Raw genomic sequence first — 24890 nt, 5'->3', positions numbered from 1 at the left:
GCCAACCTATCGACGGCGGACTAGCCTCGGGGACGTGCCTCCCACCGAGCAGTACGACCCCCATGAGCCCGGTCACGTCCACGAGCAGCTGCTCCGCAGCCCCCACGACCGCAGCGGCCACCGTCGCACCGACCCGGGCTGGCTCGAGGAGCGCTGGGCGGACGACACCAGCCGGGTGCTCGTCGTCGCCGGCAACCTCGTGGCGCCCTCGGACAAGGGCGTCGCGTGGGTGGGTCCGGGCGAGGCGCCGGACGGCGTACGCGTGCTGCTGGGGGAGCGCGACGGCACCGCGCACTTCGCCGTCCTGACCGATCGGGAGTACGCCGGCGGCGACTGGCTCGGGCTGCGGGGACTGTTCCCCGCGCTGGTCGCCGACAGCACCGACGCCTCGCTCCTGCTGCACGCGATCGGGCTGGCCGAGTGGCACGCCGCGACCAGGTTCTGCAGCCGCTGCGGCGAGCCGGTCCACCCGGCCGCGGAGGGCCACGAGCTGGTCTGCGCGAACGGCCACCAGACGTTCCCGCGCACCGACCCCGCGGTCATCATGATCGTCACCGACGGAGAGCCGGGCGCCGAGGACGAGCGCTGCCTGCTCGGCCACCACGCCCGCTGGCCGGCCGGGCGGTTCTCCACCCTGGCCGGCTTCTGCGAGCCGGGAGAGTCGCTCGAGGACGCCGTACGCCGCGAGGTCGCCGAGGAGACCGGCGTCCTCGTCGGCGAGGTCACCTACTTCGGCAACCAGCCGTGGCCGCTGCCGGCCAGCCTGATGCTCGGGTTCACCGGCCGCGCACGAACGACCGACATCGAGTGCGACGAGGACGAGATCGCCGACGCCCGCTGGTTCACCCGGGCGGACCTCAAGGCCGGCGCGGAGAGCGGCGAGATCATGCTCCCCAGCGGCGTCTCGATCAGCCGCTCGCTCGTCGAGGCGTGGTACGGCGGACCGCTCCCCGGCAGCTGGTAGCCCGCAGCGTCAGTCCTCGAGCAGGGCGAGCATCGTCGCCTGCTCGCCCTCGGGGACGTAGCCGGCGTAGTAGTCGTAGAGCTTGCGCCGGCTGATCCGCGCCGCCCCCTCGCCGTCACCGGCGCCGATCGCGGCGAGCACCTCGCGGTGGTGCGCGAGCGACTCCCGCATCAGCGCCTCGCTGTCGAGCGCGTGCGAGACCTTGTCCTCGATCAGCTGCAGCACGACGTCGCGTACGACGGCGTTGCAAATCTGGATCATCCGGTTGCGGCTCGCCTGCGCGATCGCGTCGTGGAAGTCGAGGTCGGCGGCGCTGAACGCGTCGTACCCCACCTCGATCGAGCCCTCCATCGCGACCAGCGTCGCCTGCATCGCGGCGAGCTCCTCGGGACTGCGGAGGTACGCCGCCAGCATGCTCGCCGAGCCGTCGATGATCATCCGGAACGCGATCAGCTCGCCGATCGAGAGCTCCTCGAGCTGCGCCAGCCGGGTCATCTGCTTGGCCAGTCCCGCCGACGAGAACGGCAGCACCTCCGGCCCGTTCGGGTCCCCGGGCCGCGAGCGTACGACGCCGTTCGCCTCGAGCACGCGCAGCGCCTCGCGCACCGTCGGACGCGACGCGCCGAAGAGCCCCACCAGCTCGCGCTCGCTCGGCAGCCGCTCGCCCGGCTTGAGCTCACCGCGGGAGATCGCTCCCTCGATCTGGTCGACGATGTTCTGGTAGAGCCGCACCGGCCGCACTTGCCGGAACGGGCTCGTCCGGCTCACGACGCGCCCACCCGCGGCCAGTGCGGGCAGGCGTCGGCGGGCCGGTTCGCCTCGTACCACGCCGCGGCCCGCAGCACCCCGGGGTCGTCGAACCGCCGCCCGGAGAGCTGGACGCCGATCGGCCTGCCGTCGGCGGTGAAGCCGGCGTTGACGGTCGCAGCCGGCTGTCCCGACATGTTGTAGGGGGCGGTGAAGCCGATGTGCCACATCCCCCGGCCGGGCTCGAGGAACGGCATCGGCTGCTCGGCCGGGAAGGCCGCCACCGGCGAAACCGGCGAGAGGACGACGTCGTACGCCGTGGTCGCGGCGACCGTCCGGCGCTGGATCTCCATGATGCTCTGGTAGCAGCGCAGCACCCGGACTCCGCTCACGTCGGCGCCGTGGTGGCACCAGTCGGCGATGTAGGGGAGCACCCTGCGCCGCTGCTCCGCCGACAGCGCGGCGTAGTCGTTCCACGACCGCACCCGCCAGAACTGGTCGAGGTCCTCGAGCAGCTCGGGTGCCATGAACGGCTCGACGGGCTCGACGGCCGCGCCTGCCGCCTCGAAGACCGCGGCGGCACGGCCGACCGCGCCGGCGACCTCCGGGTCGGGCGGCACGCCGCAGCCGGCATCGAGGTGGAGACCTACGCGCAGACCCGACACGTCGAGGTCCTCCAGGGCCCAGTCGACGTCGGCCGGGGGCAGGCTGGTCCAGTCCCGCTCGTCGGGGTCGGGGCGGCTCAGCACCTCCATGAACAGCGCGGCGTCGGCGACCGTCCGGGCGAGCGGCCCGGCGGCCCGGCCGAGGTAGGGCGCGTCGAGCGCGACCCGGCCGGCGCTCGGCTTGAGCGTCGCGAGCCCGAGGAAGGTGCCGGGCAGCCGGATCGAGCCGCCGATGTCGGTGCCGACGTGGAGCGGTCCGTAGCCGGCCGCCGCGGCCGCACCGGCGCCTGAGCTGGACCCGCCGGTCGTCCAGGCCGGGTCCCACGGGCTGCGGGTGATGCCGTGCAGGCTCGAGACGCCGGAGGTGAGCATCCCCCAGTCGGGCATGACGGTGGCCCCGAGCACGACCCCGCCGGCCTCGAGCACCCGGGCGGTGACGGGCGCGTCCCGGTCGGGGACGACCGGCGTCACCCCGGCGTTGCCCGCGGGCATCGGGACACCGCGGCGGGCGATGTTCTCCTTGAGCGTCACGGGTACGCCGTCGATCGGCCCGAGCGGGGAGCCGGCCGCCCAGCGGGCCTCGCTGGCCTGGGCCGCCTTCCGCGTCTCCTCCGGGTCGTCGCGGACCCAGAGCGCGTTGAGCACCGGCTCGCCGGTGGACACGACGTCCTGCACGGCGTCGTGCACCTCGACGGGGGAGAGGCTGCGGTCGGCGTACCGCTGCACCATCTCGACCGCCGTCAGCCTCGCGACGTCATCCGGCACCTCGGCCTCCTCGCTGGGTCTCGATCTCGGGGTCCGCGCGCCACCCTTGACACCCTCCTACGCGCGTCGACAGAGTAGCCGCGATCGACACGAAGTTCACTGGTCGGACCAGTGCCGAGCGGTCGGCGTACGAGCCGGCGTACGAGGAGGACGACGTGAGGCTCCGCACCAGGCTCGCCGCCGTGATCGCCTCGACCGCGCTCGTGCTCCTCGCTGCCTGCTCCGGCGGCACGGGGGAGGTCGGCTCCGGCTCCTCCGACACGCTGACCATCGGGCTGACCGCCGAGCCCGCCAGCCTGGACTTCACCAAGAACGACGGCGCGGCCATCCCGCAGGCGCTGCTCTACAACGTCAACGAGACGCTGGTGAAGGTCGACCAGAACGGCGACATCGTCCCCGCGCTGGCGAAGTCGTGGGACATCTCCCCGGACCGCAAGACCTACACCTTCCACCTCGTCGACGGCGCGACGTTCACCAACGGCAAGCCGTTCACCGCGGCCGACGCGAAGTTCTCCATCGACCGGGTGAAGACGGCCTGGACGATCTCGCTCAAGTCCGGGATGGACGTCGTCGCCTCCACGCAGGCGAAGGACAATCACACCCTGGTCGTCACCCTGACGCGTCCGAGCAACGACTGGCTCTACCGGATGACCACCCGGATCGGGGCGATGTTCAGCCGCACCGGCGTCTCCCAGCTGGCGACGAAGCCGGTCGGCACCGGGCCGTACGAGTTCACCTCGTGGAACCGCGGCGACTCGATCACGCTGACCCGCAACGACGACTACTGGGGCGACGAGCCGACGTTCAAGACGGTGGTGCTGAAGTACTTCAAGGACCCCACCGCCGAGAACAACGCGCTGCTCAGCGGCACGATCGACGTGATCAGCTCGCTGCAGAGCCCCGACTCGCTGGGCCAGTTCGAGCACAACGACAAGTACCAGATCGTCGAGGGCACCACGAACGGCGAGGTCGTGCTGTCGTTCAACAACACCCAGGGCCCGATGCGGAGCAAGGCGCTGCGCCAGGCGGTGAAGTACGGCATCGACCACAAGGCGCTGCTCGACACCTGCTGGGCCGGCCACGGCACGCTCATCGGCAGCATGGTCCCGCCGACCGACCCGTGGTACGAGGACCTCACCGGGAAGTACCCCTACGACCCGGCCAAGGCCAAGCAGCTGGTGAAGGCCTCCGGCGAGGCGGACCAGACGATCCGGCTGCGGATCCCGACGCTGCCGTACGCCACCTCCTGCGGCCAGGTCGTGAAGAGCGACCTCGAGCAGATCGGTCTCAAGGTCAAGCTCGACCAGCTGGAGTTCCCGGCCGCGTGGCTCTCCACCGTCTTCACCAACGGCGACTACGACATGTCGATCGTGGCCCACACCGAGCCGCGTGACATGGGATCTGTCTTCGGCGACCCGAAGTACTACACGCACTACGGCAAGCCGGCGTTCCGGGCGCTGCTGGAGAAGGCCGACACCGGCACCGCGGCGCAGCAGACTGCGTACATGAAGAAGGCGGCGGAGATGCTCGCCGACGACGCGGCCGCCGACTGGCTCTTCGTGATGCCCAACCTGATCGTCGCCGACAAGGACATCACCGGGCTGCCGAAGAACGCGATCTCCGAGTCGTTCGACCTCACCGACCTGGGCCGCTCCTCCTGACATGCTGGTGCGCCTCGCGCGACGGGTCGGGGTCTTCCTGGCCAGCCTGCTGGTGAGCTCGGTCGTCGTGTTCGCCTTCATGGCGATCCTTCCCGGCGACCCGGCCCGGGTGGCGCTCGGCGTCAGCGCCTCGGACTCGGCGGTGGCGCAGCTGCGCCACGAGTTCGGTCTCGACCGGCCGCTGGTCGCGCAGTACCTCGACTGGATGAAGGGGCTGGTGACCTTCCACCTCGGCGACTCCTACGTGTCGCACGCCGCGATCGGCCCGCAGATCGCGGACCGCATCCAGGTGACGCTCTGGCTGGTCGTCGCGGCGATGATCGTCGCGCTCGTCGTCGCCGTGCCCGTCGGCACGCTGATGGCGGTGCGCCACCGGCGGCTGTCCGGGCTGGTGCTCTCCGCCGCCTCGCAGGTCGGGGTCGCGATCCCGGCGTTCCTCGCCGGCATCCTGCTGATCACCGTCTTCGCCGTACGCCTCGGGTGGCTGCCCGCCAACGGCTGGACGGCGCCGGGGATCGACTTCGGGCAGTTCCTCCGCCAGCTGGTGCTCCCGGCCCTCTCGCTCGGGCTGGTGCAGGCGGCGGTGCTCACGCGCTACGTCCGCAGCGCCGTGCTGGACGTCCTCCGGGAGGACTACCTGCGCACCGCCCGCGCCAAGGGGCTGCGCCCGGGCCGGGCGCTCGTCAGGCACGGCCTGCGCAACGCCGCGATCCCCGTCGTCACGGTGCTCGCGCTGCAGCTCGCGACGCTCTTCATCGGGGCGGTCGTGGTCGAGCGGGTCTTCGTCGTCCCCGGCCTCGGCAGCCTGCTCCTCGACAGCGTCTCCAACCGCGACCTCGTCGTGGTCCAGGACATCGTCATGATCCTGGTGGTCGTCGTCCTGCTGATGAACCTCGTCGTCGACCTGCTCTACGTCGTCATCGACCCGCGCCTGAGGGGAGCCGACTCGTGACGACCCTGGACCTCGGCCCCGGCGCCCGGGCCCGCGGGCGGGTCAACGCCAGCCTGCTCGTGGGCGGCGCGATCGTCGCCGTGATCGTGCTCGTCGCGCTGGTGTCGTTCGTGTGGACGCCGTACGACCCGACCCGGGTGTACGCCGAGGCCCGTCTCCAGGCGCCGTCCGGCCAGCACTGGCTCGGCACCGACAAGCTCGGCCGGGACGTGCTGAGCCAGATCATGGTCGGCTCGCGGACGACGCTGTACGTCGGCATCGTCGCCGTCGGAGTCGCCGCGCTCGTCGGCGTACCCCTCGGCATCCTGGCCGGAATGGGGCCGCGCTGGGTCGGCGAGCTCGTGATGCGGGCCAACGACCTCCTGCTCGCCTTCCCGGCCCTGCTGCTCGCGATCATGTTCGCCGCGGTGTACGGCGGCAGCACGCTCGTCGCGATGATCGCCATCGGGATCGCCAGCATCCCCGGCTTCGCCCGGCTGGTCCGGAGCGGGACGCTGCAGGTGCGGCAGACCGAGTACGTCCTCGCCGCCCGCGCCGCCGGCCGGCGCCCGCTCGGCATCGCGCTGCGCCACGTGCTGCCCAACGTCGCCGGCCTCGTCATCGTCCAGGCCTCGGTCGGCTTCGCCATCGCCGTGCTCGCCGAGGCGGCGCTCTCCTTCCTCGGCTTCGGCACGCCGCCGCCGACGCCGTCGTGGGGGCGGATGCTGCAGGAGAGCCAGGAGCTGCTCTGGGACGCGCCCCGGCTGGCGTTCGTCCCCGGCGTCGCCATCGCGCTCGCCGTCCTCGGCTTCAACCTGCTCGGCGACGGGCTGCGCGACTACCTCGACCCGCGGCTGGAGGACCGGCGATGACTGTGCCCAGTGCGGACGTCCTCACCGTCACCGGCCTCGGCGTCACGACCGGCCGCACGACGCTGCTCGACGACGTCTCCTTCGCCGTGCGCGCGGGCGAGCGGGTGGGGCTCATCGGCGAGTCCGGCTCCGGCAAGTCGCTCACCGCGCTGAGCATCATGGGCCTCCTGCCGGAGGGGCTGCGGGCGAGCGGGTCGATCCGGCTCGCCGGCGTCGGGACCGATGTCGTCGGGGGCAGCGAGCGGGAGCTGTCGCGGGTGCGCGGCAACGACGTCGCGATGGTCTTCCAGGAGCCGATGACCGCGCTCGACCCGACCATGCGGGTGGGCCGGCAGGTGGCCGACGCGCTGCTCGTCCACCGGACCCGGCCGGACCGCCGGTCGGCGTACGCCGCCGCCGTCGAGCTCCTCGACGCCGTCGGCATCCCGGACCCGGCGGACGCCGCGCGCGCCTATCCGCACCACTTCTCCGGCGGCCAGCGGCAGCGGATCGTGCTCGCCATCGCGCTCGCCAACGACCCCCGGGTCCTCGTCTGCGACGAGCCGACCACCGCCCTCGACGTCACCGTCCAGGCGCGCGTGCTCGACCTGATCGTCCGCGGCGTACGCGACCACGACTCCGCCCTCCTCTTCATCACCCACGACCTCGCCGTCGTCGCGACGACGTGCGAGCGGGTGCTGGTGATGTATGGCGGCCGGATCGTCGAGTCCGGCCCGGTGCAGGAGGTCTTCACCCGGCCTCGGCACCGCTACACGCAGGGACTCGTCGGCGCCTCCGACCTCGGCCGCGTGGACGGTCGCGGCCGGCTCACCACCATCCCGGGGACGGTCCCCGCCGCCGGTCGCTTCCCGTCCGGCTGCGTCTTCCGCAGCCGCTGCGCGCACGCGACCGAGGTGTGCGCCGGCGTACCGCCGTGGACCGCCGGTGACGGTCCCGACGCCGGATTCGCCTGCTTCCACCCGGCGGGGTCCGACGGGGAGGTGGCCGCCGGTGCCTGACACCCAGGAGCCGCTCTCGGCGCTCAGCGCCCGTGACGTGACGCGCGAGTTCAAGCGTCCGCGGACCTCGCTGCTGCGCCCCGCCCCGAGGATCCGGGCCCTCGACGGCGTGAGCTTCGACGTGGCGCCGGGGGAGCGGTTCGGCATCGTCGGCGAGTCCGGCTCCGGCAAGTCGACGCTGCTGCGGCTACTCGCCGGTCTCGACCATCCCACCAGCGGCACCGTGGCCGTCGAGGGCACCGACATCACCGGCCTCCCCGAGCGCCGGCTCGGCTTCCTCCGCGAGGCGCTCCAGGTCGTCTTCCAGGACCCGATGAGCTCGCTCGACCCGCGGATGCGGGTGGGCGACATCGTCGCCGAGCCGCTGGTCGCGCGCGGACGGCACGGCGGCCACGACGTGCGCGACGTCGTGGTGCAGGTGCTCGAGTCCGTCGGCCTCGACCGGGACGCGACCAGGCGCTACCCGCACCAGTTCTCCGGCGGCCAGCGGCAGCGGATCTCGATCGCCCGGGCGCTGGCGCCGCGGCCGCGGATCCTGGTCGCCGACGAGCCGGTCAGCGCGCTCGACGTCTCCGTCCGCGCGCAGGTGCTCAACCTGCTCGCCGACCGGGTCGAGGACCTCTCGCTGACCCTGGTCTTCGTCTCGCACGACCTCGCCGTCGTACGCCACGTCTGCGACCGCGTGGCCGTCATGAACGCCGGCCGGATCGTCGAGATCGGCCCGGTCGACCAGATCTACGAGAGCCCGCAGCACCCCTACACGCAGCGGCTCGTCGCGGCCGTACCCACGCTGGAGAAGGCGCTCGCGGGCGCGACTCCGGCCGACCTGCTCAAGGCTGACCTGCTCAACACCGACCGGCTCAAGGAGGAGCGATGACGGTCCCCACCCTCGACACCTACCGAGACCTGTTCCGGCTCGACGGCCGCAGGGCCGTCGTCGTCGGCGCCGGCAGCGGCATCGGACGGGAGAGCGCGCTCGCGCTGGCCGCGCACGGCGCCGAGGTCGTCTGTGCCGACGTGAACCTCGCGACAGCGGAGGAGACCGCGTCGGCGGGGGAGTCGCTGTCGGCGTACGCCCTCGACGTGCTCGACCCCGACGCCGTCGCCCGCGCCGCCGACGAGCTCGGCCCAGTCGACGTCCTCGTCTTCACCGCCGCGGTCAACGTGCGCAAGCGGCTGCTCGACTACGAGCGCGAGGAGTTCGACCGGGTCGTCTCGCTCAACCTGCGCGGCGCGTTCGACCTGTGCCGCGCCTTCGGCCGGGGCATGGCCGAGCGCGGCCGGGGGAGCATCGTCGGACTGAGCTCGGTGCGCTCGCTCACCGTCGAGCCCGGGCAGGGCGTGTACGCCGCGACCAAGGCCGGCATCGTGCAGCTGCTGCGCACCGTCGCCGCCGAGCTCGGGCCCTCGGGCGTGCGGGCGAACGCGGTCGCGCCGGGGGTCGTCGAGACCCGGCTGACGGAGCCGATCCGCGCCGTGCCCGAGTGGTCGGCGGCGTACGCCGAGAAGAGCGCGCTCGGGCGTTGGGCGCGCCCCGACGAGATCGCCGGGGCGGTCGTCTACCTGGCCTCGGACGCGGCGTCGTATGTCACCGGCTCGGTGCTGTTCGTCGACGGAGGCTGGACCGCCGTCGACGGTCGCTACACGCCGCCGGCGTGAGCGTCAGCCGGCGAGCGCGGCCAGCTTCTCCTTGACCTGGGCGACCGACGGGTTCGTCATCGAGGTGCCGTCGGCGTACACCAGCGTCGGCACGGTCTGGTTGCCGTCGTTGACCGACTCGACGATCTGGGCGGCCTCGGGGACCTGCTCGATGTCCACGATGTCGTAGGTGATGCCCTCCCGCTCCAGCTGGCTCATCAGGCGCTTGCAGTAGCCGCACCAGGGCGTGGTGTACATCGTGAAGTTGGCAGACATTGGGTTTCCTTCGAACGAGAACCGATCGGCCCGGGACGCGCGATGTCCCTCGTCGAGGCAACGTTACTGAGCCGTCCGATGATTCCCTCAGCCGCGCACCACCGGCCCGGGCTGCTCCGTCGAGCTCGGGTGGCCGTCGTTGATGACCGGCCAGCCGTCGGCGTACCTGATCCGGTCGAGCATCAGCGCACGCCGGTCACCGTGCCAGGCGTGGTAGACGATCCAGTCCTGACCGGCGTCGTCGGTGACGACGCAGTTGTGGCCCGGGCCCCAGAAGCGGTCGTCACCCCGCAGGATCGTGTCCGCCTCCTGATGGGGCGGGGTGTACGGCCCGGTGACCTGCCGGGAGCGTGAGATCTGCACCTGGTACTCCGGCGGACCGCTCGCCTTGTCCCAGTGGCCGTAGGAGTAGAAGAGGTAGTACCACCCGCCGTGCTTGTGGACCCAGGGTCCCTCGATGGTCGCGTCGACGTTGCGGTGGAGGAGCTGCGGCTCGCGGGAGGTGAGGCCGACCTCGGTGCCGTGAAGCTCCAGGCCCGCGACGTAGATCGCGCCGCCGCCCCAGAAGAGGTACGGCGTGCCGCCGTCGACGAAGATCTTCGAGTCGATCGGGAATCCGAAGCCGGTCAGCTTCCCGCCGAACTCGAACGGGCCGGCGGCGTGCGGGCCGGTCGCGTAGTAGAGCGCCTTCGACCCGTCGTCCTTGCTGCGGTCACCCGTGCCGCCGGACCAGCTGAACACGAAGAGGTCGCCGACGCGGGCGACGTCCGGCGCCCACATGACGCTGGTGGCGGCGGCGGGCGCGCCCTTGACGCCCCACTGGCCGGCGTCCGACCAGTGCACCAGGTCCGCGGACCTCAGCCGCACGTTCCCGGTGGCGTACAGGTAGTAGGTCCCGTCGAGCCCCTTGACGACCGTCGGATCGGCGGCATGGCCCTCGTAGACCGGGTTCGTGTATCTCACGCCATGGCTCATCCGGAACTGTCCCCTCGGGCCTCTAGGGTGGTCTCGCCCGACAACCATCGCATCCCGCGGGAGTGTTCCACCGCAATGACGCCCGAAGACCTGCTCAGCGCCCTCGACCCGGAGCAGCGCCGCGTCGCCGAGGCGCTGCGCGGGCCGGTGCGGGTGCTGGCCGGCGCCGGGACGGGCAAGACGAGGGCGATCACCCACCGGATCGCCTACGGCGTCGCGACCGGGGTCTACGCGCCGACCGAGATGCTCGCGGTGACGTTCACGACCCGGGCCGCCGGCGAGATGCGGCAGCGGCTGCGGGCGATGGGCGCAGGCGCGGTGCAGGCCCGGACGTTCCACAGCGCCGCGCTGCGCCAGCTGCGCTACTTCTGGCCGAAGGCCTACGGCACCGAGCTGCCGACGCTGACCGAGTCGAAGATCCCCCTGCTCGCACAGGCCGCACGCCGGCAGCGCGTCCACGCCGACCAGGCGCTGCTGCGCGACCTCGCCTCCGAGGTGGAGTGGGCGAAGGTCAGCAACGTCCACCCCGACGACTACGCCAAGGTGGCAGCCGCGCGCCGGCGCGAGGTCACCGGGACCGACCCCGCGACGGTGGGCCACGTCTTCGCGGCGTACGAGGAGACGAAGCGGAGCCAGGGCCGGATGGACATGGAGGACGTCCTGCTCCTCACCGCGGGCCTGCTCAGCGAGGACGAGCGCGTCGCCGCGCAGGTCCGCCGTCAGTACAAGTGGTTCACCGTCGACGAGTTCCAGGACGTCTCGCCGCTGCAGTCGGCGCTGCTCGACCTGTGGCTGGGCGGCCGCGACGAGCTCTGCGTGGTCGGAGACCCGGCCCAGACGATCTACTCCTTCGCGGGCGCGGACGCCGACTACCTGCGGGACTTCCCGCGGAAGTTCCCCGGCACCACCTCGGTCGAGCTGGTGCGCAACTACCGCTCCACCCCGCAGGTGGTCTCCGCGGCCAACACCCTCCTGTCCGGCACGCCCAGCCAGGGCGTCGAGCTCCGCGCGCAGCGACCGGTCGGCCCCGAGGTGACCTACACCGAGCGCTCCGACGAGGTCGACGAGGCGGAGGCGGTCGCCTCGGAGATCCTCCGGCTGCACCAGAGCGGGCGGCCCTACTCCGAGATCGCCGTCCTCTTCCGGATCAACGCCCAGTCGGAGACCTTCGAGGAGGCGCTCGCGGCCCGCCGGATCCCGTACGTCGTCCGCGGCGCCGCCCGCTTCTTCGACCGCCCCGAGGTGCGCGAGGCGGTCACCAGGTTCCGCGGCGCCGCTCGGTCCGGCGACGGCGAGGCGACCGGCGAGCAGCTCCTCGAGACCGTCCACGGCACCCTGGCGGGGATGGGCTGGACCTCCAGTCCGCCGGAGGGCCGCGGCCAGACCCGCGACCGCTGGGAGTCGTGGCAGGCGCTCATCGACCAGGCGCAGGAGTTCGCCGCCGGCGGGGGAGACCTGGCCGGCTTCGTCGCCGACCTCGACCGGCGCGCCGCCGACCAGCACGCCCCGGTCGCCGACGGCGTCACCCTCGCCACCTTCCACGCCGCCAAGGGGCTGGAGTGGGACTCGGTCTTCCTCGTCGGTCTCCAGGACGGCACGCTGCCCTACTCCTACTCCCTCGACTCGCCCGCCGCGGTCGAGGAGGAGCGCCGCCTCCTCTACGTCGGGGTCACCCGCGCCCGTGTCGACCTGGCGCTCTCCTGGGCGCTGGCCCGGCAGCCCGGTGGCAGGGCGAGCCGCAAGCCCTCCCGTTTCCTCGACCCGCTCCTGCCCGATCGTCCCGAGCGGCAGGAGCGCCGGGCAGGAACGGGCCGGGCCCGGATGTGCAAGACCTGCGGCCAGCCGCTCGGGTCGCGCGAGGAGAAGATCCGCGGCCGCCACGAGGGCTGCCCGGCGGCCTACGACGAGGAGCTCTACGCGCGGCTGCGTGCCTGGCGGAAGGAGACCGCCGACGCGATCAGCAAGCCGGCGTTCGTGGTCTTCACCGACGCGACGCTGGAGGCGATCGCCGAGCGCAAGCCAGGCTCGCTCGACGACCTGCTGCGCGTCAGCGGGGTGGGGCGGAGCAAGCTCGACGCGTACGGCGAGGACGTCCTCGCGCTGGTGGCCGAGGCGGGCTGAGAGCGGCCTCGTCAGGCCGCCATTTCCGGGCTGTCCGAAAATCTCCGGAAATATGTCGTTTATTCGTTTGCCGGGTGAACGACCCGCAGGTTAGCGTTCTCGAACAAGCCCGACCGCGCACCGTGGACCTGGCAAGTCCGGCGCACGATCCACCGAAGGAGGTGGCCCCCGTGATGAACACCATTCCGATGATCCCGATGGCGACGCAGACGCCGTCGCGCCTCGGCATGTCCGCGTGCGGCCACGCCTTCGTTCCGGCCACTGCGCCCGTCTCCGGCGGCACCGTCCTCGGTGCCGGCTACGGCGCGGCTCGTGTGCGGTTCCAGGGACAGGTGTCTGTCGATGTCCGCACCAACGAGGCCGGCTTCACCGCCAAGGCCATGGGTGCCCGAGCCTGGAGATCTCCGACTACGTGATTCCACACGCAGATCGGCAGCCTCCAGGCCGCGGAACCCGAAACCCGGGATCCGCGGCCTTTTTGTTTCCCATCCACCGCGATCAGGTCAATGGAAGGAGGTGTCACATGACCAGCGTTCTCGAGCCCACCCTCGGCGTCTTGCACGACGAGGCCGGCCGGGTCGACGAGGAGCTGCTGCCGTGTCGGGTCAACAACCCGGAGCTGTGGTTCGCGGAGTCGCCTGCCGACGTGGAGTTCGCCAAGGCCCTGTGCCAGGACTGCCCTGTCCAGACCCTGTGCCTTGACGGCGCGCTGGCCCGACGGGAGCCCTGGGGCGTCTGGGGAGGCCAGCTGTTCCTGCAGGGGGTGGTGATCCCCCGCAAGCGTCCCCGTGGCCGTCCACGCAAGAACGAAGCCGCAGCCTGACAAGAGTCCTCTGCCTGCTCAACGGCGACAGGCCTCAACTGAAACGAATCCGAAAGAACGACCAACCATGAACACTTTCCGAACCGGGAGCATTGAGATGAGCTTGATGAACGAAGACCTGGCGCGCGCGCAGATGGCCGCGCGCCTGGGAGAGGCGCGAGAGATGCAGCGGGCCCGCAACCTGGCCCGTGCCCGTCGGCTCAGCCGGAAGGCTGAGAAGGCGGCCCAGCAGGCGCGTCTGGCCCTTGCCCGCGCCCTGTGATCGGGCCTGAGAACCGGCCCTGTGAAGGCTCCACCCTGATCGCGGGTGTGTGAACGATCGGCCCGTCCGAGTGATCCTCGGACGGGCCGATCTGCATTTCCACGGACGTACGCCGGCAGGCTCCTAGAGTTGTCGAGGTGAGGACCTGCGACTTCTGCGGCCGGACGGAGAGCGACCCGGCGCGGCTGCTGCTCTGGACCAGCGCGGTCGAGAACGGCAAGCCCAAGGACTTCTGCGACGTCTGCTCCCGCGAGCACCTCCGCGCGATGGAGTCGAAGCTCGACTCCGAGTGGTGGTGAGCACCGGCCGGTCGTGAGCGGACCGTCAGCCGACGCCCGGTGACGGCGGCCGGACCGGGATCAGGTCCCAGGCGCAGCCGCAGTGCGGGTGGCGCGGCCAGGACGTCTCCTCGACCGGCCCGGTCCGCCGGAACGTCGTCGTCGCCGACCACGCCGTGGGGCGCTCGCCGGCGGCGTACACGAGCGCCTCGCGGGCCGCCCAGGGGAGCGCGACCGCCCGGAGCAGCCGGTCGTGAGCCTGCACGCGGGAGCGGGCGACCTGGCCGAGGACGAGGCCGCGGCGCGGGTCGGTCTCCCCGCGGGCGGCGTCGACGCACCGGAGGCAGGCGGTGACGCCGGGGACGACGAGCGGGCCGACCGTCCAGGCGTCCGGGGCGCCCTCGACGACGAGGTGGGGCGTGCCGGCGCGGACGAGCGGGTCCGTCCGCTCGCGCGGCAGCGGCCCGGGGGAGAGGAGCACGACGATCCTGGCCGCTGCCGGGTCGGTGGGCCCGATGAGCGAGCGGAACTCCTCGACGAGGTCGGGCGGGCCGTCGTACGACACCGGCGCCGGCGGCGCCGTGGCGGCGGAGGTCACCAGGCCGGCGGCGCGGAGCTCGTCGAGCGCGCGATGGGCGACGGGGTCCTCGGGCGGCGCGGCGCGGCCGGCCGTGAGGTCGGTCAGCAGGCGGCGTACGCCGGCGGTGTCTGGCACGACCGCCCGGTGCGGCGGGTCGATGCCGACCTGCAGGTGCCGGTCGTCGCGGCGTACGGCGACGTAGCCGGGTCGCAGGCGCAGGTGGTCCATGGGCACACTGTCACACCGATGCGCCGACCGTGGCGGCCACCGTCCACAGCCCCCGGCGATCCACAGCCGCACCGGCGCCTCGGTGGCCGGGAACGACTCGGCCCCCGGACCAGGGGTCCGGGGGCCGTACGTCACTCGGCGAGAGAGCGTGTGGCTCAGGCCTTCCCGAGGATCCGGTTGAGGTTGGTGCCACAGACCGGGCAGACGGCCTTGGCCATCTTGGTGCCCTTCTCGTTCACCTTGATCTCGCCCGTCGCCTCGCGCTTCTCCTTGCACTTCACGCAGTAGAACTCGCCGCTCCAGGTCTCCGCCATGACGGCCTCCTTGCCTAGTCTCTCTGGTCGTCGCGACGGGGTGTGTCAGGGAAGCCCGTCGGAAGCCCGCGGCAGCGGGCCGACTCGACCTTATGACACGCGTGGGCGTTCCGCGTAACACGCGTGGCTGAGCGTGGCCCCCGCGTGTCGCGCGTGTGTCGTCGAGGAGCGCGCCACCGTGGTCTCGCGTAGATTGCCGCCGGTCGGCGTACGAGTGCGTCGGCCGGACGACCGAGGGTGGCGAAGAGGAGACCCCCGGTGCCTGGATCGTCCTTCGCCTTCCCCTTGCGAAGGCCGTCCGGCGGCGCCGGGGGTCTCGTCTGACCAGAAACCTAGGGAGCCGGTCACGACGCGGTCAACGCCGCGGCTCCCCAGCCTGTGGACGGGGCTGTGGACAACTGTGGGAAACCTGTTGAGGGACGGTGGATGAGCGCCCGATGGCGTGGGAGAGCACTGTGAATAGGCGGCGGCCGCCGCCGGCGTACGCCTCGCTGACCTGCGCCGATGCTCGTCCACGGGCTGTGGAGGAAAAATAGTCGCGATGGAAGTGCGTGTGGGTGAGCCGTACGACGGCGGGCCGGTGGTAGCGCTGCGGCGGATCGCCTTCCTGCTGGAGCGTGCGCGGGAGGACAGCTACAAGGTCAAGGCGTTCAGGACCGCTGCCGCGGCGGTGCTGCCGTTGCCCGCCGAGGACGTACGCCGCCGCGCCGTCGACGGGACGCTCACCGAGCTCGCCGGCGTCGGCACGTCGACGGCAGCGGTGATCGCCGACGCAGCGGAGGGACGGGTGCCGGCGCGGCTGGCGGAGGCGGAGCGGCTCTACGGCGGGCCGCTGACTGCCGCGGGGGCCGGTGAGTCGCTCCGCGCCCGGCTGCGCGGCGACCTGCACTCCCACTCGGACTGGTCCGACGGCGGGTCGCCGATCGAGGAGATGGCGTTCACGGCGATCGAGCTCGGCCATGAGTACCTCGTCCTCACCGACCACAGCCCCCGGCTCAAGGTCGCCCGGGGCCTCTCCGCGGATCGGCTGCAGAAGCAGCTCGGCGTCGTCGAGGCGATCAACGCCCACCTGGACGGCGCGTTCACGCTGCTCAAGGGAATCGAGGTGGACATCCTCGAGGACGGCAGCCTCGACCAGACCGACGAGATGCTCGGCAGGCTCGAGCTGCGCGTCGCGAGCGTGCACTCGAAGCTGGCGATGGAGCCCGACCAGATGACGAGGCGGATGGTCACCGCGATCTCCGGCTCGACGATGAACGTCCTCGGCCACTGCACCGGCAGGCTCGTCACCGGCAACCGCGGCACCCGGCCGGGCTCGCGCTTCGACGCCCGCGCGGTCTTCGGCGCCTGTGCCGAGCACGGCGTGGCCGTCGAGATCAACTCCCGCCCCGAGCGGCGCGACCCACCGTCGAGGCTGCTGGAGGTCGCCCGCGACGCCGGCTGCCTCTTCTCGATCGACTCCGACGCCCACGCGCCCGGCCAGCTCGACTTCCTCGTCCTCGGCTGCGAGCGGGCCGAGGCCGTCGGGATCGACCCCGACCGGATCGTCAACACCTGGCCGCGGGAGCGTCTCCTGGCCTGGGCCAACGGGTAGTTTCGGGTCATGGGACGCCCGGAGGTGGAGGTACGCCGCAGCAAGCGGCGCCGGCGTACGGTCTCCGCCTACCGCGACGGCGAGCGCATCATCGTCATGATCCCGGCCGCCATGTCCCGCCGCGAGGAGGCGGAGTGGGTGGAACAGATGATCGCCCGGCTGGAGAAGTCGGAGGCCCGCCGCAAGCCCTCCGACGACGAGCTGCTCAAGCGCGCGCTGTCCCTCAGCGACAGGTACTTCGGCGGCCTCGCCATCCCGGAGTCGGTCCGCTGGGTCGACAACCAGCAGAGCCGCTGGGGCTCGTGCACCCCCGGTGACCGCACGATCCGGCTCAGCGCCCGGCTCCAGGGGATGCCGTCGTGGGTCATGGACTACGTGCTCGTCCACGAGCTCGCCCACCTCTTCGAACCCCACCACAACGCCCGCTTCTGGGGCTGGGTCGACCGCTTCCCGCAGGCCGAGCGGGCCAAGGGCTACCTGCTCGGCTGGTCGGCGGCCGCCAAGGTCGACGCGCCGCCGGGCGAGGACAACGCCGAGGACGACGTCGACTGACTCAACCGGCCAGAACTGGCGACTCGACGCGCCAGAACTGGCGACTCGACCGGCCAGAACTGGCGACTCGACCGGCCAGAACTGGCGACTCAGCGGGCGAGGCGGGCGCGGGCCAGGGCGACCAGCTCGACGAGCTCGGGCTCGGGGTCGGGGAGCGCGTCGGCGGGCCACCAGCGGACGTCGAGGGACTCCTCGCTGACGGAGTGCGCGGCGTCGGGGGGAGCGACGGCGAGGAAGCGTACGTCGAGGTGGTGCACGTCGCCGGTCGGCCCGCAGAAGGGTACGGCGTGCTCGCTGAGCTGGACCGGGACGGGCTGGAGCACCAGCCCGGCGACGCCCGACTCCTCGGTCGCCTCGCGGGTCGCGGCGCCCAGCAGCGAGTCGTCGCCGGTCTCGAGGTGCCCGCCGAACTGGAACCAGCGCGCCGCCTTCGCGTGCAGGGTGAGGAGCACCTCTGCGCCGTCGGCGCTCATCACGAGGCAGGACGCGGTGAGGTGGTCGGGCGTGCACGACCGGAAGACGCCGTCGTCGTGGCGCGCGAGATGGGCGACGTAGCGCTCCCGCAGCTGTGCCTGCGCCACGGACGGCGGCGCCCACGCCCGCAGGGTCGCGAGCGCGTCGGCGTGGAGCGTCACTCGGCCTCGGGGGTGTCGCCGGACTCCCCGTCGCTCTCGAGGAGCTTGCGCAGCTCGGCGTCGAAGTCGACCTCGGAGAGGTCGTCGGGGGCCTCCGCGCCCTCACGGAAGCCGAGCGGGTCGTCGAGGTCGGCGGCCGTCGGCAGCAGCGCCGGCGACATCCAGACGCCGTCGCGGGCCTCGATGCCCTGGCGGGTGCGCAGCGACCCCCACAGCGTCGCGGCGTCGCGCAGCCGGCGCGGGCGCAGCTCGAGTCCGACGAGGGTCGCGAACGTCTGCTCCGCCGGGCCCCCGGCGGCACGCCGGCGGCGTACGGCCTCCTGGAGCTTGGCCGCGGCCGGCATCCGCTCCGCGGTGGCCAGGCCGACCACCTCGTCGACCCACCCCTCGACGAGGGCGAGCACGATCTCGAGCCTCTCCAGCGCCGCTTTCTGCTGCGGCGACTCGGGGAGCTCGAACATGCCGTTCTCGAAGAGCTGCTGCATCGCCTCGGGGTTGCTCATGTCCATCCCCTGGAGCTGCTCCTGGACCCTCTGCTGGATCGCGTCGAGGTTGATCTCGACGCCCTGGGCGTAGTCCTTCACCGCCCCGATCACGTGGTCGCGCAGCCACGGGACGCCGGCGAAGAGCCGCTGGTGGGCCGCCTCGCGCAGGGCGAGGAAGAGGAGCACGTCGTCCTCGGAGACCCCGAGCCCGTCGGCGAAGCCGGTGATGTTGACCGGGACGAGGGCGGCGCGGCCCGGCTCGGTCAGGGGTACGCCGATGTCGGAGACCGAGAGCACCTCGCCGGCGAGCGCGCCGAGCCCGGAGCCGGCCTGGTTGGCGTAGAGCGCCCCGACCGCCTTGCCGAGGAAGCCCATCATCGGGCCGGCCATCGCCTTCATCTCCTCGGGCAGCTGGGTGCTCATCGCGTTGACCGACGACTCCGCGACCGGCTCGACGAGCACCTTCCACACCTCGAGCGTATTGACCAGCCACTCCGCCTTGCTCCACGCGGAGGCGGTCTTCACCCCAGACGGGAACGACGTGGTGTCCTCGAGCCAGTGGTCGGCGAGGCGTACCGCGTCGGCGACCGCGCCCTTCTCCTTCTGCGAGGGGGACGGGTCGGGGTTCTGCGCGACGGTCTTGCGCGCGAGGTCGAGGGCGACGTCCCAGTTGAGCGGGCCGTCGTAGGGCTGCATCAGTGCCTGGAGCTGGCCGAAGAGCTGGCTCAGGTCGGGCATGCCGCCGGCGCCGCTGGCCGGGAAGCCGGGGAAGCCTCCACCGGGCAGGCCGCCACCGGCCCCGCCGAACAGGCCCTCGAACGGCGTGCCCTTGAACGGGTTCTGCGGCTCGTCGGGGTCGTCGGGCCCGGGCGTGCCAGGGGTGTCGTTCATGGCTTCCAATCTACGTGGGCGGCCAACGCGCCACCAACGGACTCGACGTAGGGTCGGAGCATGACCCATCCGGCCGTGAAGCTGGTCGACATCCGCGAGACGCCGCTCGACGTGGCGGAGGTCGTCGCGGCGCTCGACGACGACGCGTCGGGCGGCCTGACCGTCTTCGTCGGGCGGGTGCGCGACCACGACCACGGCAAGGGCGTGACCGGGCTGGACTACACCGCCCACCCGTCCGCCCTCGACCGGCTCCGCGAGGTGTGCGACAAGGTCGCCGCCGACCACGGGGTCGCCGGACTCGCGGCGGTCCACCGCGTCGGCAGCCTCGCGATCGGCGACATCGCGGTCGTCGTCGCCACCGCCTCGGGCCACCGCGGCGAGACCTTCGACGCCTCCCGCGACCTGATCGACACACTCAAGGCGACGGTGCCGATCTGGAAGCACCAGCGCTTCGCCGACGGCACCGAGGAGTGGGTCGGCGCGCCGTAGCCGCCGCTGGTCCCGCCCGCCCCGATCGCACCGGCGCCCCGCCGGATCGGCGCGAAACGCCGCTCGCGACGCCGCGTCTTCGGGAGACGTGGCCGATAGCCTGAACCGCGTGGAGATCCTGCTGTGGCTGGTGCCGGCCGCCGTCGTGACGGTGCTGGCGATGCTGTGGGTCGGCTGGCTCGGCCGGGAGGGCCGTGGCGCTGTCGACCGCGACGTCGCCGTACGCCGGCTGGCCGCCGCGCTCTCCAAGGAGAGCCCGAAGCGGCAGCCGCAGCGCTATGCCGCGCCGCAGCCTCCGCGCGACCGCAGCACCGGGATCGCCGTACGCCCCGCCCAGCGGTCGGCCCGGGGCTCGGGCCAGCGCCCGGCTGCCCGTGACCGTCGCGCCTCCTGAGACGCCGTGGGGTCCTCAGTCTCTCCTTGGCGAGGTTTGAGAGGGTTGCGGCATGACCCACCGCACCATCGCCGGCCTCGTGGCATTGCCGCTGGTGCTCGCACTGGTGCTGGTGGCGTGGCTGGTCCCGCTGCCCTACACGATCTACAGCCCGGGGCCGACGGTGAACGTGCTCGGTAGCTACCGCGGATCCCCGATCGTCTCCGTGCAGGGCCACAAGGCCTACCGCGACGGCGGGGAGCTGCGGATGACGACGGTCTCGGAGACGACGCGCGACGCCGACCTCGGCCTGTGGACGCTGCTCGCCGCGTGGGTCGACAAGGACGACGCCATCTATCCGCACTCGGTCGCCTACCCGGAGGCCGACCAGACCGAGAAGCAGGACAAGCAGGAGGGCGCGGTCCAGATGTCCACCGCGCAGCAGGACGCGGTCGCGGCGGCCCTCGAGAAGCTCGGCTACGACGTCGACCGGGTCGCCATCGCGCAGGTCGACAAGGGCGCCCCCGCCTCCGGGAAGGTCAAGGCGGGCGACCTGCTGCTCTCCGTCGACGGCACCCGGGTCACCACCCCTGAGGAGGCCGTCGCCGCGGTCCAGAAGGTGACGCCCGGTGACCCGGTCAGGCTCGGGCTCAAGCGCGGCGGGAAGACCCGCACCGCGACCGTCACGACCGGCACCAAGAAGGGCAAGGCGTACGTCGGGGTCGCGCTCGGCTCGTCGTACGACTTCCCGTTCAAGGTCTCGATCGGCATCAACCCGGCGATCGGTGGCCCCAGCGCCGGCCTGATGATGGCGCTCTCGGTCTACGACACCCTGACCCCCGGCTCGCTCACCGGCGGCGCGCACGTCGCCGGCACCGGCACCATCGACGCGGACGGCGACGTGGGGGCGATCGGCGGGATCCAGCAGAAGATCCCCGGCGCGATGCACGACGGCGCCCGGCTGTTCCTCGTCCCGGCGGCCAACTGCCAGGACGTCGAAGGGGCGGACCACGGCGACATGCGGCTGGTCAAGGTCAGCACCTTCAACGGTGCGCTGAAGGCCGTGGAGACCTGGGCCGAGGACCACGACGCGAGCCTCCCGACCTGCGGGAGCGGCACGTGATGCGGCCCCACGACACCGCGTGCGCCTCCGCGGGAGCACGGCGATGAGCATGAACGACCTCACCGGCGACCTCGACCTCGACCCGGCCCTCGCCTCGGCGGTGCTGGAGATCGAGGCGCACGTGGCCGCTGACGGCTGGGACCAGCCGGCCCGGCTCTACGCGCTCGTCGACACCGCCCAGCTGGTCGCCGCGGAGCCCGCGCTGGCGTCGCTGATGGGGCTCGACGAGTCCTCGGCCCAGGGGTCGCTGACACCGATCGAGCAGGACCAGCTGGTCCCGGGGGAGCGGCTCGAGGAGGTGCTCCAGACGACCGCGTGGCCGGAGGGCGTGACCGGCTGCGCCGCCGTCGTCGAGCGGCTCGTGCTGCCGCCCGGCGCCGACGGTCAGATCCCGGAGGACCCGGTCGCGGCCGAGGAGTTCGCCCGCGAGCACCCCGACCGCCAGGAGGTCAGGATCGTCGCGGGCGCGACCCGGGCCGGGGCGACGTACTGCGCCCTCCGACTGCGCTCCCACGACGACGACCAGGACGTGCTCGGCGGCGCCGACCTGGTCCCGCAGCTGACCCAGCTGCTGGCCGCGACCCTGGCGGACGACGAGCCGGACGACCCGGGCGGTATCGACGGTGCAGGTGAGCCGGAGGAGCCGTGAGCGAGCTCTTCGACGACGATCCGCACGACGCGCCGCCCCGGCGCCCGTCGAGCCGCGCCCGCTGGCTGGTCATCGCCGGAGTCGCGCTCGTCCTCCTCTTCTTCGCGGTCACGACGTTCGCGTCCCTCTACACCGACGCGCTGTGGTACCGCTCGGTCAAGTTCGAGAGCGTCTTCGGGACGATGTTCTGGACCCGGGCCGGCCTGTTCGTGGTCTTCGGCCTCCTCATGGTCGCGGCGTTCACCGTGCCGATCGTGCTCGCCTACCGCGCCCGGCCCTTCTTCCACCCCGCCGACGACCAAGGCGGCCTCGAGCGCTACCGCGAGGCGATCACGCCGATCAAGACGTGGCTGTTGGTCGGTGTCGCGGGGATCGCTGGCATCTTCGCCGGGGTCTCCGGCTCCGGTGAGTGGCGGGCCTACCTGCTGTGGCGCAACGGCGGCTCCTTCGGGAAGGACGACCCGTACTTCCACAAGGACATCGGCTTCTACGTCTTCGACCTGCCCTGGTGGCACTACCTGCTCAACTTCGCGCTCACCGCGCTGATCCTCGGCGCGCTGGCCTCGATCGTCGTCCACTACCTGTACGGCGGCATCCGGCTCGGCAACGCCCGCGACCGGTTCTCGGGGCCGGCGGTCGTGCAGATCTCCGTGCTCGTCGGCCTGGTGCTGGTGGTCAAGGCCGTCGACTACTGGCTCGACCGCTACGACCTGGTCCACAACGCCGGGCCGCTGCTCGACGGGATGGGCTACACCGACGACCACGCGGTCCTGCCGGCGAAGAACATCCTGATGGGGATAGCGATCATCTGCGCGCTGCTCTTCCTCGCCAACGTGTGGCGCCGCCGCTGGCAGCTGCCGGCGGTCGGGCTGGCACTGTTCGTCGTCTCCGCGATCCTGCTCGGCCTGATCTGGCCGGCGATCGTGCAGACCTTCCAGGTGAAGCCTTCGCAGTCGGACAAGGAGCGCGGCTACCTCGCGAGCAACATCGCCGCGACGCGGGCGGCGTACGGCATCGACGACGCGAACGTCGAGACCGAGACCTACGCGTCGACGGCGAGCGCGAGCGTGACGCCGAAGGAGCTCGACGCCGAGGCCTCGTCAGTGCCCGTGGCCGACCCCAACTGGGTCTACTCCGAGTTCGAGCAGGTGCAGCAGGGCAAGTCCTACTACACCGTCGCGCAGCCGCTCGACGTCGACCGCTACAAGGTGGACGGCCACGACCGCGCCATCGTCCTCGGCGTACGCGAGCTCAAGCAGGCCGGGATCAGCCCCAGCGACCGCACCTGGACCAACCTGCACACCGTCTACACGCACTCCAACGGCGTGGTCGCGGCCTACGCCAACCAGCGCGACGCCGACAACGCCAGCGAGCACCCCGAGATGCAGTGGGCGGAGGGGCTCAACAACACCGACCTGACCGGGGTGACGAAGAAGTTCCAGGACCAGGTCTACTTCGGCGAGGACAGCCCCGACTACTCCATCGTCGGGCGGCCGAAGGGCGCGAAGGCGGTCGAGCTGGACGGGTCCGGCGCGGGCCAGTCGACGACGACGTACGCCGGCGACGGCGGCGTCCCGATCGGCTCGTCCTTCCGCCGGCTGATGTATGCCATCCAGTTCGGCTCGGCCAACTTCCTGCTCTCGGAGCGGGTGAACTCCGACTCGCAGATCCTCTACAACCGCACGCCGCAGGACCGGGTCGAGAAGATCGCGCCGTGGCTCACGCTCGACGACGACGCCTACCCGGTCGTCGTGGACGGCCGGATCCTCTGGGTCGTCGACGGCTACACGACGACCGACCGCTACCCGCAGTCGGCTCGTGACTCGTTCGCGGCGATGACCGACGACGCGATGCAGTCCGACACCGGCTCCCAGACGGTGCCGACCGACGAGATCAACTACATGCGCAACGCGGTGAAGGCCACCGTCGACGCGTACGACGGCACCGTCCACCTCTACGCCTGGGACGACAGCGACCCGATCCTCAAGGCCTGGGAGAAGGCCTTCCCGGGCACCGTCGAGCCGAAGAGCGACATCCCCTCGGCGCTGTACTCCCATCTGCGCTACCCCGAGGACCTCTACAAGGTGCAGCGCTACCAGCTGGCGAAGTACCACGTCACCGACGCCGTCGCCTTTCTGAACGCCAACGACCAGTGGACCGTGCCGGAGGACCCCAACATCGCCAACCACCTGCAGGCGCCGGCGCGGATGTACCTCCCCGCGGCCGACGGCAAGACCCGTTGGTCGATGACCTCGACGTTCACCCCCGCCTCCCGGCAGAACCTCGCCGCGATCATGACCGTCGACTCCGATCCGGGGACGGACCCGGACCATCCGAATCCCGACTACGGCAAGCTCCGGATCCTGACCGGCTTCGGCCAGTCCACGCAGGGGCCGGGAATGGTCAGCAACCAGTTCCGCACCGACAGCCAGATCGCCGACGCGATCGCGCGGTTCAGCCGCAGCTCCAGTCAGGCCGCGTGGGGACAGGTGCTCACGATCCCGACCGCCTCGCACGGCCTGCTCTACATCGAGCCCGTCTACGCGAGCCCGCTCAGCGGCTCGGCGAGCACCTATCAGCGGCTGGCGTACGTCCTGGTGTCGTACGACGACCGCGTCGGCTACGGCCGCACCCTCAGCGCCGCGCTGCGCAGCGCACTGAGCGGCACGCCGCCGTCGGGGTCCTCCGGCTCCAGCGGCGGCTCGGGCGGCTCGGGAGGTTCCAACGGATCGGGCGGCAACGGTGCCAACGGCGGCAACGGCTCCGGCGACCAGAAGGCGGAGTCCCAGGCCCGCGCCCTGCTGTCCGAGGCCCAGAAGCTCTTCGCCCAGGCCGAGACAGCCGGCAAGGACGGTCGGTTCGAGGACCGCGAGAACCTCATCAAGCAGGCCGAGTCGAAGGTCAGCCAGGCCCTCGAGCTGCTCCGGAAATAGCCGCGACGCCCGCGGGTCACTCCCGATTTGGAGAGGTTCGGGGCATGCCGTAACGTTGGGTTCACCGA

General features: G+C 72.0%; 27 protein-coding genes. 19 read left to right on the top strand and 8 right to left on the bottom strand.

Annotation, left to right across the window (positions count from 1 at the left end; translation table 11 throughout):
- Window positions 1-34: 34 nt before the first annotated feature.
- Window positions 35-964 carry an NAD(+) diphosphatase gene (nudC, locus tag ABLE53_RS15810; RefSeq protein ID WP_348859976.1) on the top strand — a complete coding sequence of 310 codons (930 nt, stop codon included), beginning with the start codon at window positions 35-37 and terminating at the stop codon, window positions 962-964.
- 9 nt (window positions 965-973) lie between these two features.
- On the opposite strand, the gene ABLE53_RS15805 is transcribed toward nudC, so the two are convergent.
- Both ABLE53_RS15805 and ABLE53_RS15800 read right to left on the bottom strand, forming a co-directional pair.
- Entirely contained in the window at window positions 974-1732 is a 759-nt protein-coding gene (locus tag ABLE53_RS15805) for a FadR/GntR family transcriptional regulator (protein ID WP_348859975.1), read from the bottom strand.
- Complete coding sequence (locus ABLE53_RS15800; RefSeq protein WP_348859974.1) at window positions 1729-3141, bottom strand: amidase; 1413 nt, start codon at window positions 3139-3141, stop codon at window positions 1729-1731. Before ABLE53_RS15800 ends, ABLE53_RS15805 begins: the two co-directional genes overlap by 4 nt.
- 155 nt (window positions 3142-3296) lie before the next feature.
- Here ABLE53_RS15800 and ABLE53_RS15795 point away from each other — a divergent pair, with 155 nt between their 5' ends.
- From ABLE53_RS15795 to ABLE53_RS15770, 6 genes are read left to right on the top strand one after another with little or no spacing between them, the layout of a single operon-like run.
- A complete protein-coding gene (locus ABLE53_RS15795) occupies window positions 3297-4802 on the top strand; it encodes an ABC transporter substrate-binding protein (RefSeq protein WP_348859973.1) in 1506 nt (501 codons plus the stop codon).
- 1 nt (window position 4803) lies between these two features.
- Complete coding sequence (locus tag ABLE53_RS15790; RefSeq protein ID WP_348859971.1) at window positions 4804-5754, top strand: ABC transporter permease; 951 nt, start codon at window positions 4804-4806, stop codon at window positions 5752-5754.
- A 5-nt stretch (window positions 5755-5759) separates the two neighbouring features.
- The gene (locus ABLE53_RS15785) at window positions 5760-6605 is read left to right on the top strand and encodes an ABC transporter permease (protein ID WP_348860383.1); all 846 of its coding nucleotides are present in this window, start codon (window positions 5760-5762) and stop codon (window positions 6603-6605) included.
- The gene (locus tag ABLE53_RS15780; RefSeq protein WP_348859970.1) at window positions 6602-7603 is read left to right on the top strand and encodes an ABC transporter ATP-binding protein; all 1002 of its coding nucleotides are present in this window, start codon (window positions 6602-6604) and stop codon (window positions 7601-7603) included. Before ABLE53_RS15785 ends, ABLE53_RS15780 begins: the two co-directional genes overlap by 4 nt.
- On the top strand, window positions 7596-8480 hold the full coding sequence (locus ABLE53_RS15775; RefSeq protein WP_348859969.1) for an ATP-binding cassette domain-containing protein: 885 nt from the start codon (window positions 7596-7598) through the stop codon (window positions 8478-8480). The genes ABLE53_RS15780 and ABLE53_RS15775 overlap by 8 nt, the downstream gene beginning before the upstream one ends.
- Entirely contained in the window at window positions 8477-9262 is a 786-nt protein-coding gene (locus ABLE53_RS15770) for an SDR family NAD(P)-dependent oxidoreductase (RefSeq protein ID WP_348859968.1), read from the top strand. The genes ABLE53_RS15775 and ABLE53_RS15770 overlap by 4 nt, the downstream gene beginning before the upstream one ends.
- Before the next feature lie 3 nt (window positions 9263-9265).
- Here ABLE53_RS15770 and ABLE53_RS15765 read toward each other — a convergent pair whose 3' ends face one another.
- Together ABLE53_RS15765 and ABLE53_RS15760 are read right to left on the bottom strand one after the other, a co-directional pair.
- Window positions 9266-9517: a mycoredoxin gene (locus ABLE53_RS15765; RefSeq protein WP_348859967.1), complete on the bottom strand. Its 252-nt coding sequence runs from the start codon at window positions 9515-9517 to the stop codon at window positions 9266-9268.
- Window positions 9518-9604: 87 nt separating this feature from the next.
- Window positions 9605-10480 (bottom strand): glycoside hydrolase family 43 protein, encoded by an 876-nt coding sequence (locus ABLE53_RS15760; RefSeq protein WP_348859965.1) that lies wholly within the window; start codon window positions 10478-10480, stop codon window positions 9605-9607.
- An 87-nt stretch (window positions 10481-10567) separates the two neighbouring features.
- Between ABLE53_RS15760 and ABLE53_RS15755 the strand changes: the two genes are divergently transcribed.
- The 5 genes from ABLE53_RS15755 to ABLE53_RS15735 all read left to right on the top strand — a co-directional run bounded on the left by ABLE53_RS15755 (window position 10568) and on the right by ABLE53_RS15735 (window position 13997).
- Entirely contained in the window at window positions 10568-12613 is a 2046-nt protein-coding gene (locus ABLE53_RS15755) for an ATP-dependent DNA helicase UvrD2 (RefSeq protein ID WP_348859964.1), read from the top strand.
- A 170-nt stretch (window positions 12614-12783) separates the two neighbouring features.
- Complete coding sequence (locus tag ABLE53_RS15750; protein WP_348859963.1) at window positions 12784-13029, top strand: hypothetical protein; 246 nt, start codon at window positions 12784-12786, stop codon at window positions 13027-13029.
- Between the two features lie 107 nt (window positions 13030-13136).
- A complete protein-coding gene (locus tag ABLE53_RS15745) occupies window positions 13137-13436 on the top strand; it encodes a WhiB family transcriptional regulator (protein WP_348859961.1) in 300 nt (99 codons plus the stop codon).
- 97 nt (window positions 13437-13533) lie between these two features.
- Window positions 13534-13698 carry a hypothetical protein gene (locus ABLE53_RS15740; protein ID WP_348859960.1) on the top strand — a complete coding sequence of 55 codons (165 nt, stop codon included), beginning with the start codon at window positions 13534-13536 and terminating at the stop codon, window positions 13696-13698.
- Window positions 13699-13835: 137 nt separating this feature from the next.
- Complete coding sequence (locus ABLE53_RS15735) at window positions 13836-13997, top strand: hypothetical protein (protein WP_348859959.1); 162 nt, start codon at window positions 13836-13838, stop codon at window positions 13995-13997.
- Between the two features lie 25 nt (window positions 13998-14022).
- Here the strand turns inward: ABLE53_RS15735 and ABLE53_RS15730 are convergent, their stop codons facing one another.
- Together ABLE53_RS15730 and ABLE53_RS15725 are read right to left on the bottom strand one after the other, a co-directional pair.
- A complete protein-coding gene (locus ABLE53_RS15730; RefSeq protein ID WP_348859958.1) occupies window positions 14023-14784 on the bottom strand; it encodes a hypothetical protein in 762 nt (253 codons plus the stop codon).
- A gap of 155 nt (window positions 14785-14939) precedes the next feature.
- Window positions 14940-15098 carry a DUF5679 domain-containing protein gene (locus ABLE53_RS15725; RefSeq protein WP_348859957.1) on the bottom strand — a complete coding sequence of 53 codons (159 nt, stop codon included), beginning with the start codon at window positions 15096-15098 and terminating at the stop codon, window positions 14940-14942.
- 541 nt (window positions 15099-15639) lie between these two features.
- On the opposite strand from ABLE53_RS15725, the gene ABLE53_RS15720 reads away from it, so the two are divergent.
- Window positions 15640-16692 carry a PHP domain-containing protein gene (locus tag ABLE53_RS15720; RefSeq protein ID WP_348859956.1) on the top strand — a complete coding sequence of 351 codons (1053 nt, stop codon included), beginning with the start codon at window positions 15640-15642 and terminating at the stop codon, window positions 16690-16692.
- A gap of 9 nt (window positions 16693-16701) precedes the next feature.
- Complete coding sequence (locus tag ABLE53_RS15715; RefSeq protein ID WP_348859955.1) at window positions 16702-17244, top strand: YgjP-like metallopeptidase domain-containing protein; 543 nt, start codon at window positions 16702-16704, stop codon at window positions 17242-17244.
- 89 nt (window positions 17245-17333) lie between these two features.
- Here ABLE53_RS15715 and ABLE53_RS15710 read toward each other — a convergent pair whose 3' ends face one another.
- The gene (locus tag ABLE53_RS15710) at window positions 17334-17879 is read right to left on the bottom strand and encodes an NUDIX hydrolase (RefSeq protein ID WP_348859953.1); all 546 of its coding nucleotides are present in this window, start codon (window positions 17877-17879) and stop codon (window positions 17334-17336) included.
- Window positions 17876-19255 (bottom strand): zinc-dependent metalloprotease, encoded by a 1380-nt coding sequence (locus tag ABLE53_RS15705; protein WP_348859952.1) that lies wholly within the window; start codon window positions 19253-19255, stop codon window positions 17876-17878. The genes ABLE53_RS15710 and ABLE53_RS15705 overlap by 4 nt, the downstream gene beginning before the upstream one ends.
- A 60-nt stretch (window positions 19256-19315) precedes the next feature.
- Between ABLE53_RS15705 and ABLE53_RS15700 the strand changes: the two genes are divergently transcribed.
- From ABLE53_RS15700 to ABLE53_RS15680, 5 genes are all read left to right on the top strand, one after another.
- Window positions 19316-19744: a molybdenum cofactor biosynthesis protein MoaE gene (locus ABLE53_RS15700; protein ID WP_348859951.1), complete on the top strand. Its 429-nt coding sequence runs from the start codon at window positions 19316-19318 to the stop codon at window positions 19742-19744.
- Window positions 19745-19853: 109 nt separating this feature from the next.
- The gene (locus ABLE53_RS15695) at window positions 19854-20138 is read left to right on the top strand and encodes a hypothetical protein (protein WP_348859950.1); all 285 of its coding nucleotides are present in this window, start codon (window positions 19854-19856) and stop codon (window positions 20136-20138) included.
- Between the two features lie 52 nt (window positions 20139-20190).
- Window positions 20191-21240: a YlbL family protein gene (locus ABLE53_RS15690; protein WP_348859949.1), complete on the top strand. Its 1050-nt coding sequence runs from the start codon at window positions 20191-20193 to the stop codon at window positions 21238-21240.
- A 43-nt stretch (window positions 21241-21283) separates the two neighbouring features.
- Complete coding sequence (locus ABLE53_RS15685; RefSeq protein WP_348859948.1) at window positions 21284-21889, top strand: PPA1309 family protein; 606 nt, start codon at window positions 21284-21286, stop codon at window positions 21887-21889.
- Entirely contained in the window at window positions 21886-24822 is a 2937-nt protein-coding gene (locus ABLE53_RS15680) for a UPF0182 family membrane protein (protein ID WP_348859947.1), read from the top strand. The genes ABLE53_RS15685 and ABLE53_RS15680 overlap by 4 nt, the downstream gene beginning before the upstream one ends.
- Window positions 24823-24890: the final 68 nt, after the last annotated feature.

Source organism: Nocardioides asiaticus (genome assembly GCF_040049175.1).
GTDB lineage: Bacteria > Actinomycetota > Actinomycetes > Propionibacteriales > Nocardioidaceae > Nocardioides > Nocardioides cheoyonin.
The sequence above is the reverse complement of the archived record's forward strand: the minus strand, read 5'-3'. Positions and strand labels throughout refer to the sequence as shown.

Excerpts from the sequence above, each read along its gene's own strand:
- ABLE53_RS15690 (WP_348859949.1), top strand. The coding sequence starts at position 20,191 with ATGACCCACCGCACCATCGCCGGCCTCGTGGCATTGCCGCTGGTGCTC.
- ABLE53_RS15740 (WP_348859960.1), top strand. The coding sequence starts at position 13,534 with ATGAGCTTGATGAACGAAGACCTGGCGCGCGCGCAGATGGCCGCGCGC.
- ABLE53_RS15770 (WP_348859968.1), top strand. The coding sequence starts at position 8,477 with ATGACGGTCCCCACCCTCGACACCTACCGAGACCTGTTCCGGCTCGAC.
- ABLE53_RS15745 (WP_348859961.1), top strand. The coding sequence starts at position 13,137 with ATGACCAGCGTTCTCGAGCCCACCCTCGGCGTCTTGCACGACGAGGCC.
- ABLE53_RS15765 (WP_348859967.1), bottom strand. The coding sequence starts at position 9,517 with ATGTCTGCCAACTTCACGATGTACACCACGCCCTGGTGCGGCTACTGC.
- ABLE53_RS15720 (WP_348859956.1), top strand. The coding sequence starts at position 15,640 with ATGGAAGTGCGTGTGGGTGAGCCGTACGACGGCGGGCCGGTGGTAGCG.
- ABLE53_RS15685 (WP_348859948.1), top strand. The coding sequence starts at position 21,284 with ATGAGCATGAACGACCTCACCGGCGACCTCGACCTCGACCCGGCCCTC.
- ABLE53_RS15790 (WP_348859971.1), top strand. The coding sequence starts at position 4,804 with ATGCTGGTGCGCCTCGCGCGACGGGTCGGGGTCTTCCTGGCCAGCCTG.
- ABLE53_RS15715 (WP_348859955.1), top strand. The coding sequence starts at position 16,702 with ATGGGACGCCCGGAGGTGGAGGTACGCCGCAGCAAGCGGCGCCGGCGT.
- ABLE53_RS15700 (WP_348859951.1), top strand. The coding sequence starts at position 19,316 with ATGACCCATCCGGCCGTGAAGCTGGTCGACATCCGCGAGACGCCGCTC.
- ABLE53_RS15705 (WP_348859952.1), bottom strand. The coding sequence starts at position 19,255 with ATGAACGACACCCCTGGCACGCCCGGGCCCGACGACCCCGACGAGCCG.
- ABLE53_RS15780 (WP_348859970.1), top strand. The coding sequence starts at position 6,602 with ATGACTGTGCCCAGTGCGGACGTCCTCACCGTCACCGGCCTCGGCGTC.
- ABLE53_RS15730 (WP_348859958.1), bottom strand. The coding sequence starts at position 14,784 with ATGGACCACCTGCGCCTGCGACCCGGCTACGTCGCCGTACGCCGCGAC.
- ABLE53_RS15755 (WP_348859964.1), top strand. The coding sequence starts at position 10,568 with ATGACGCCCGAAGACCTGCTCAGCGCCCTCGACCCGGAGCAGCGCCGC.
- ABLE53_RS15725 (WP_348859957.1), bottom strand. The coding sequence starts at position 15,098 with ATGGCGGAGACCTGGAGCGGCGAGTTCTACTGCGTGAAGTGCAAGGAG.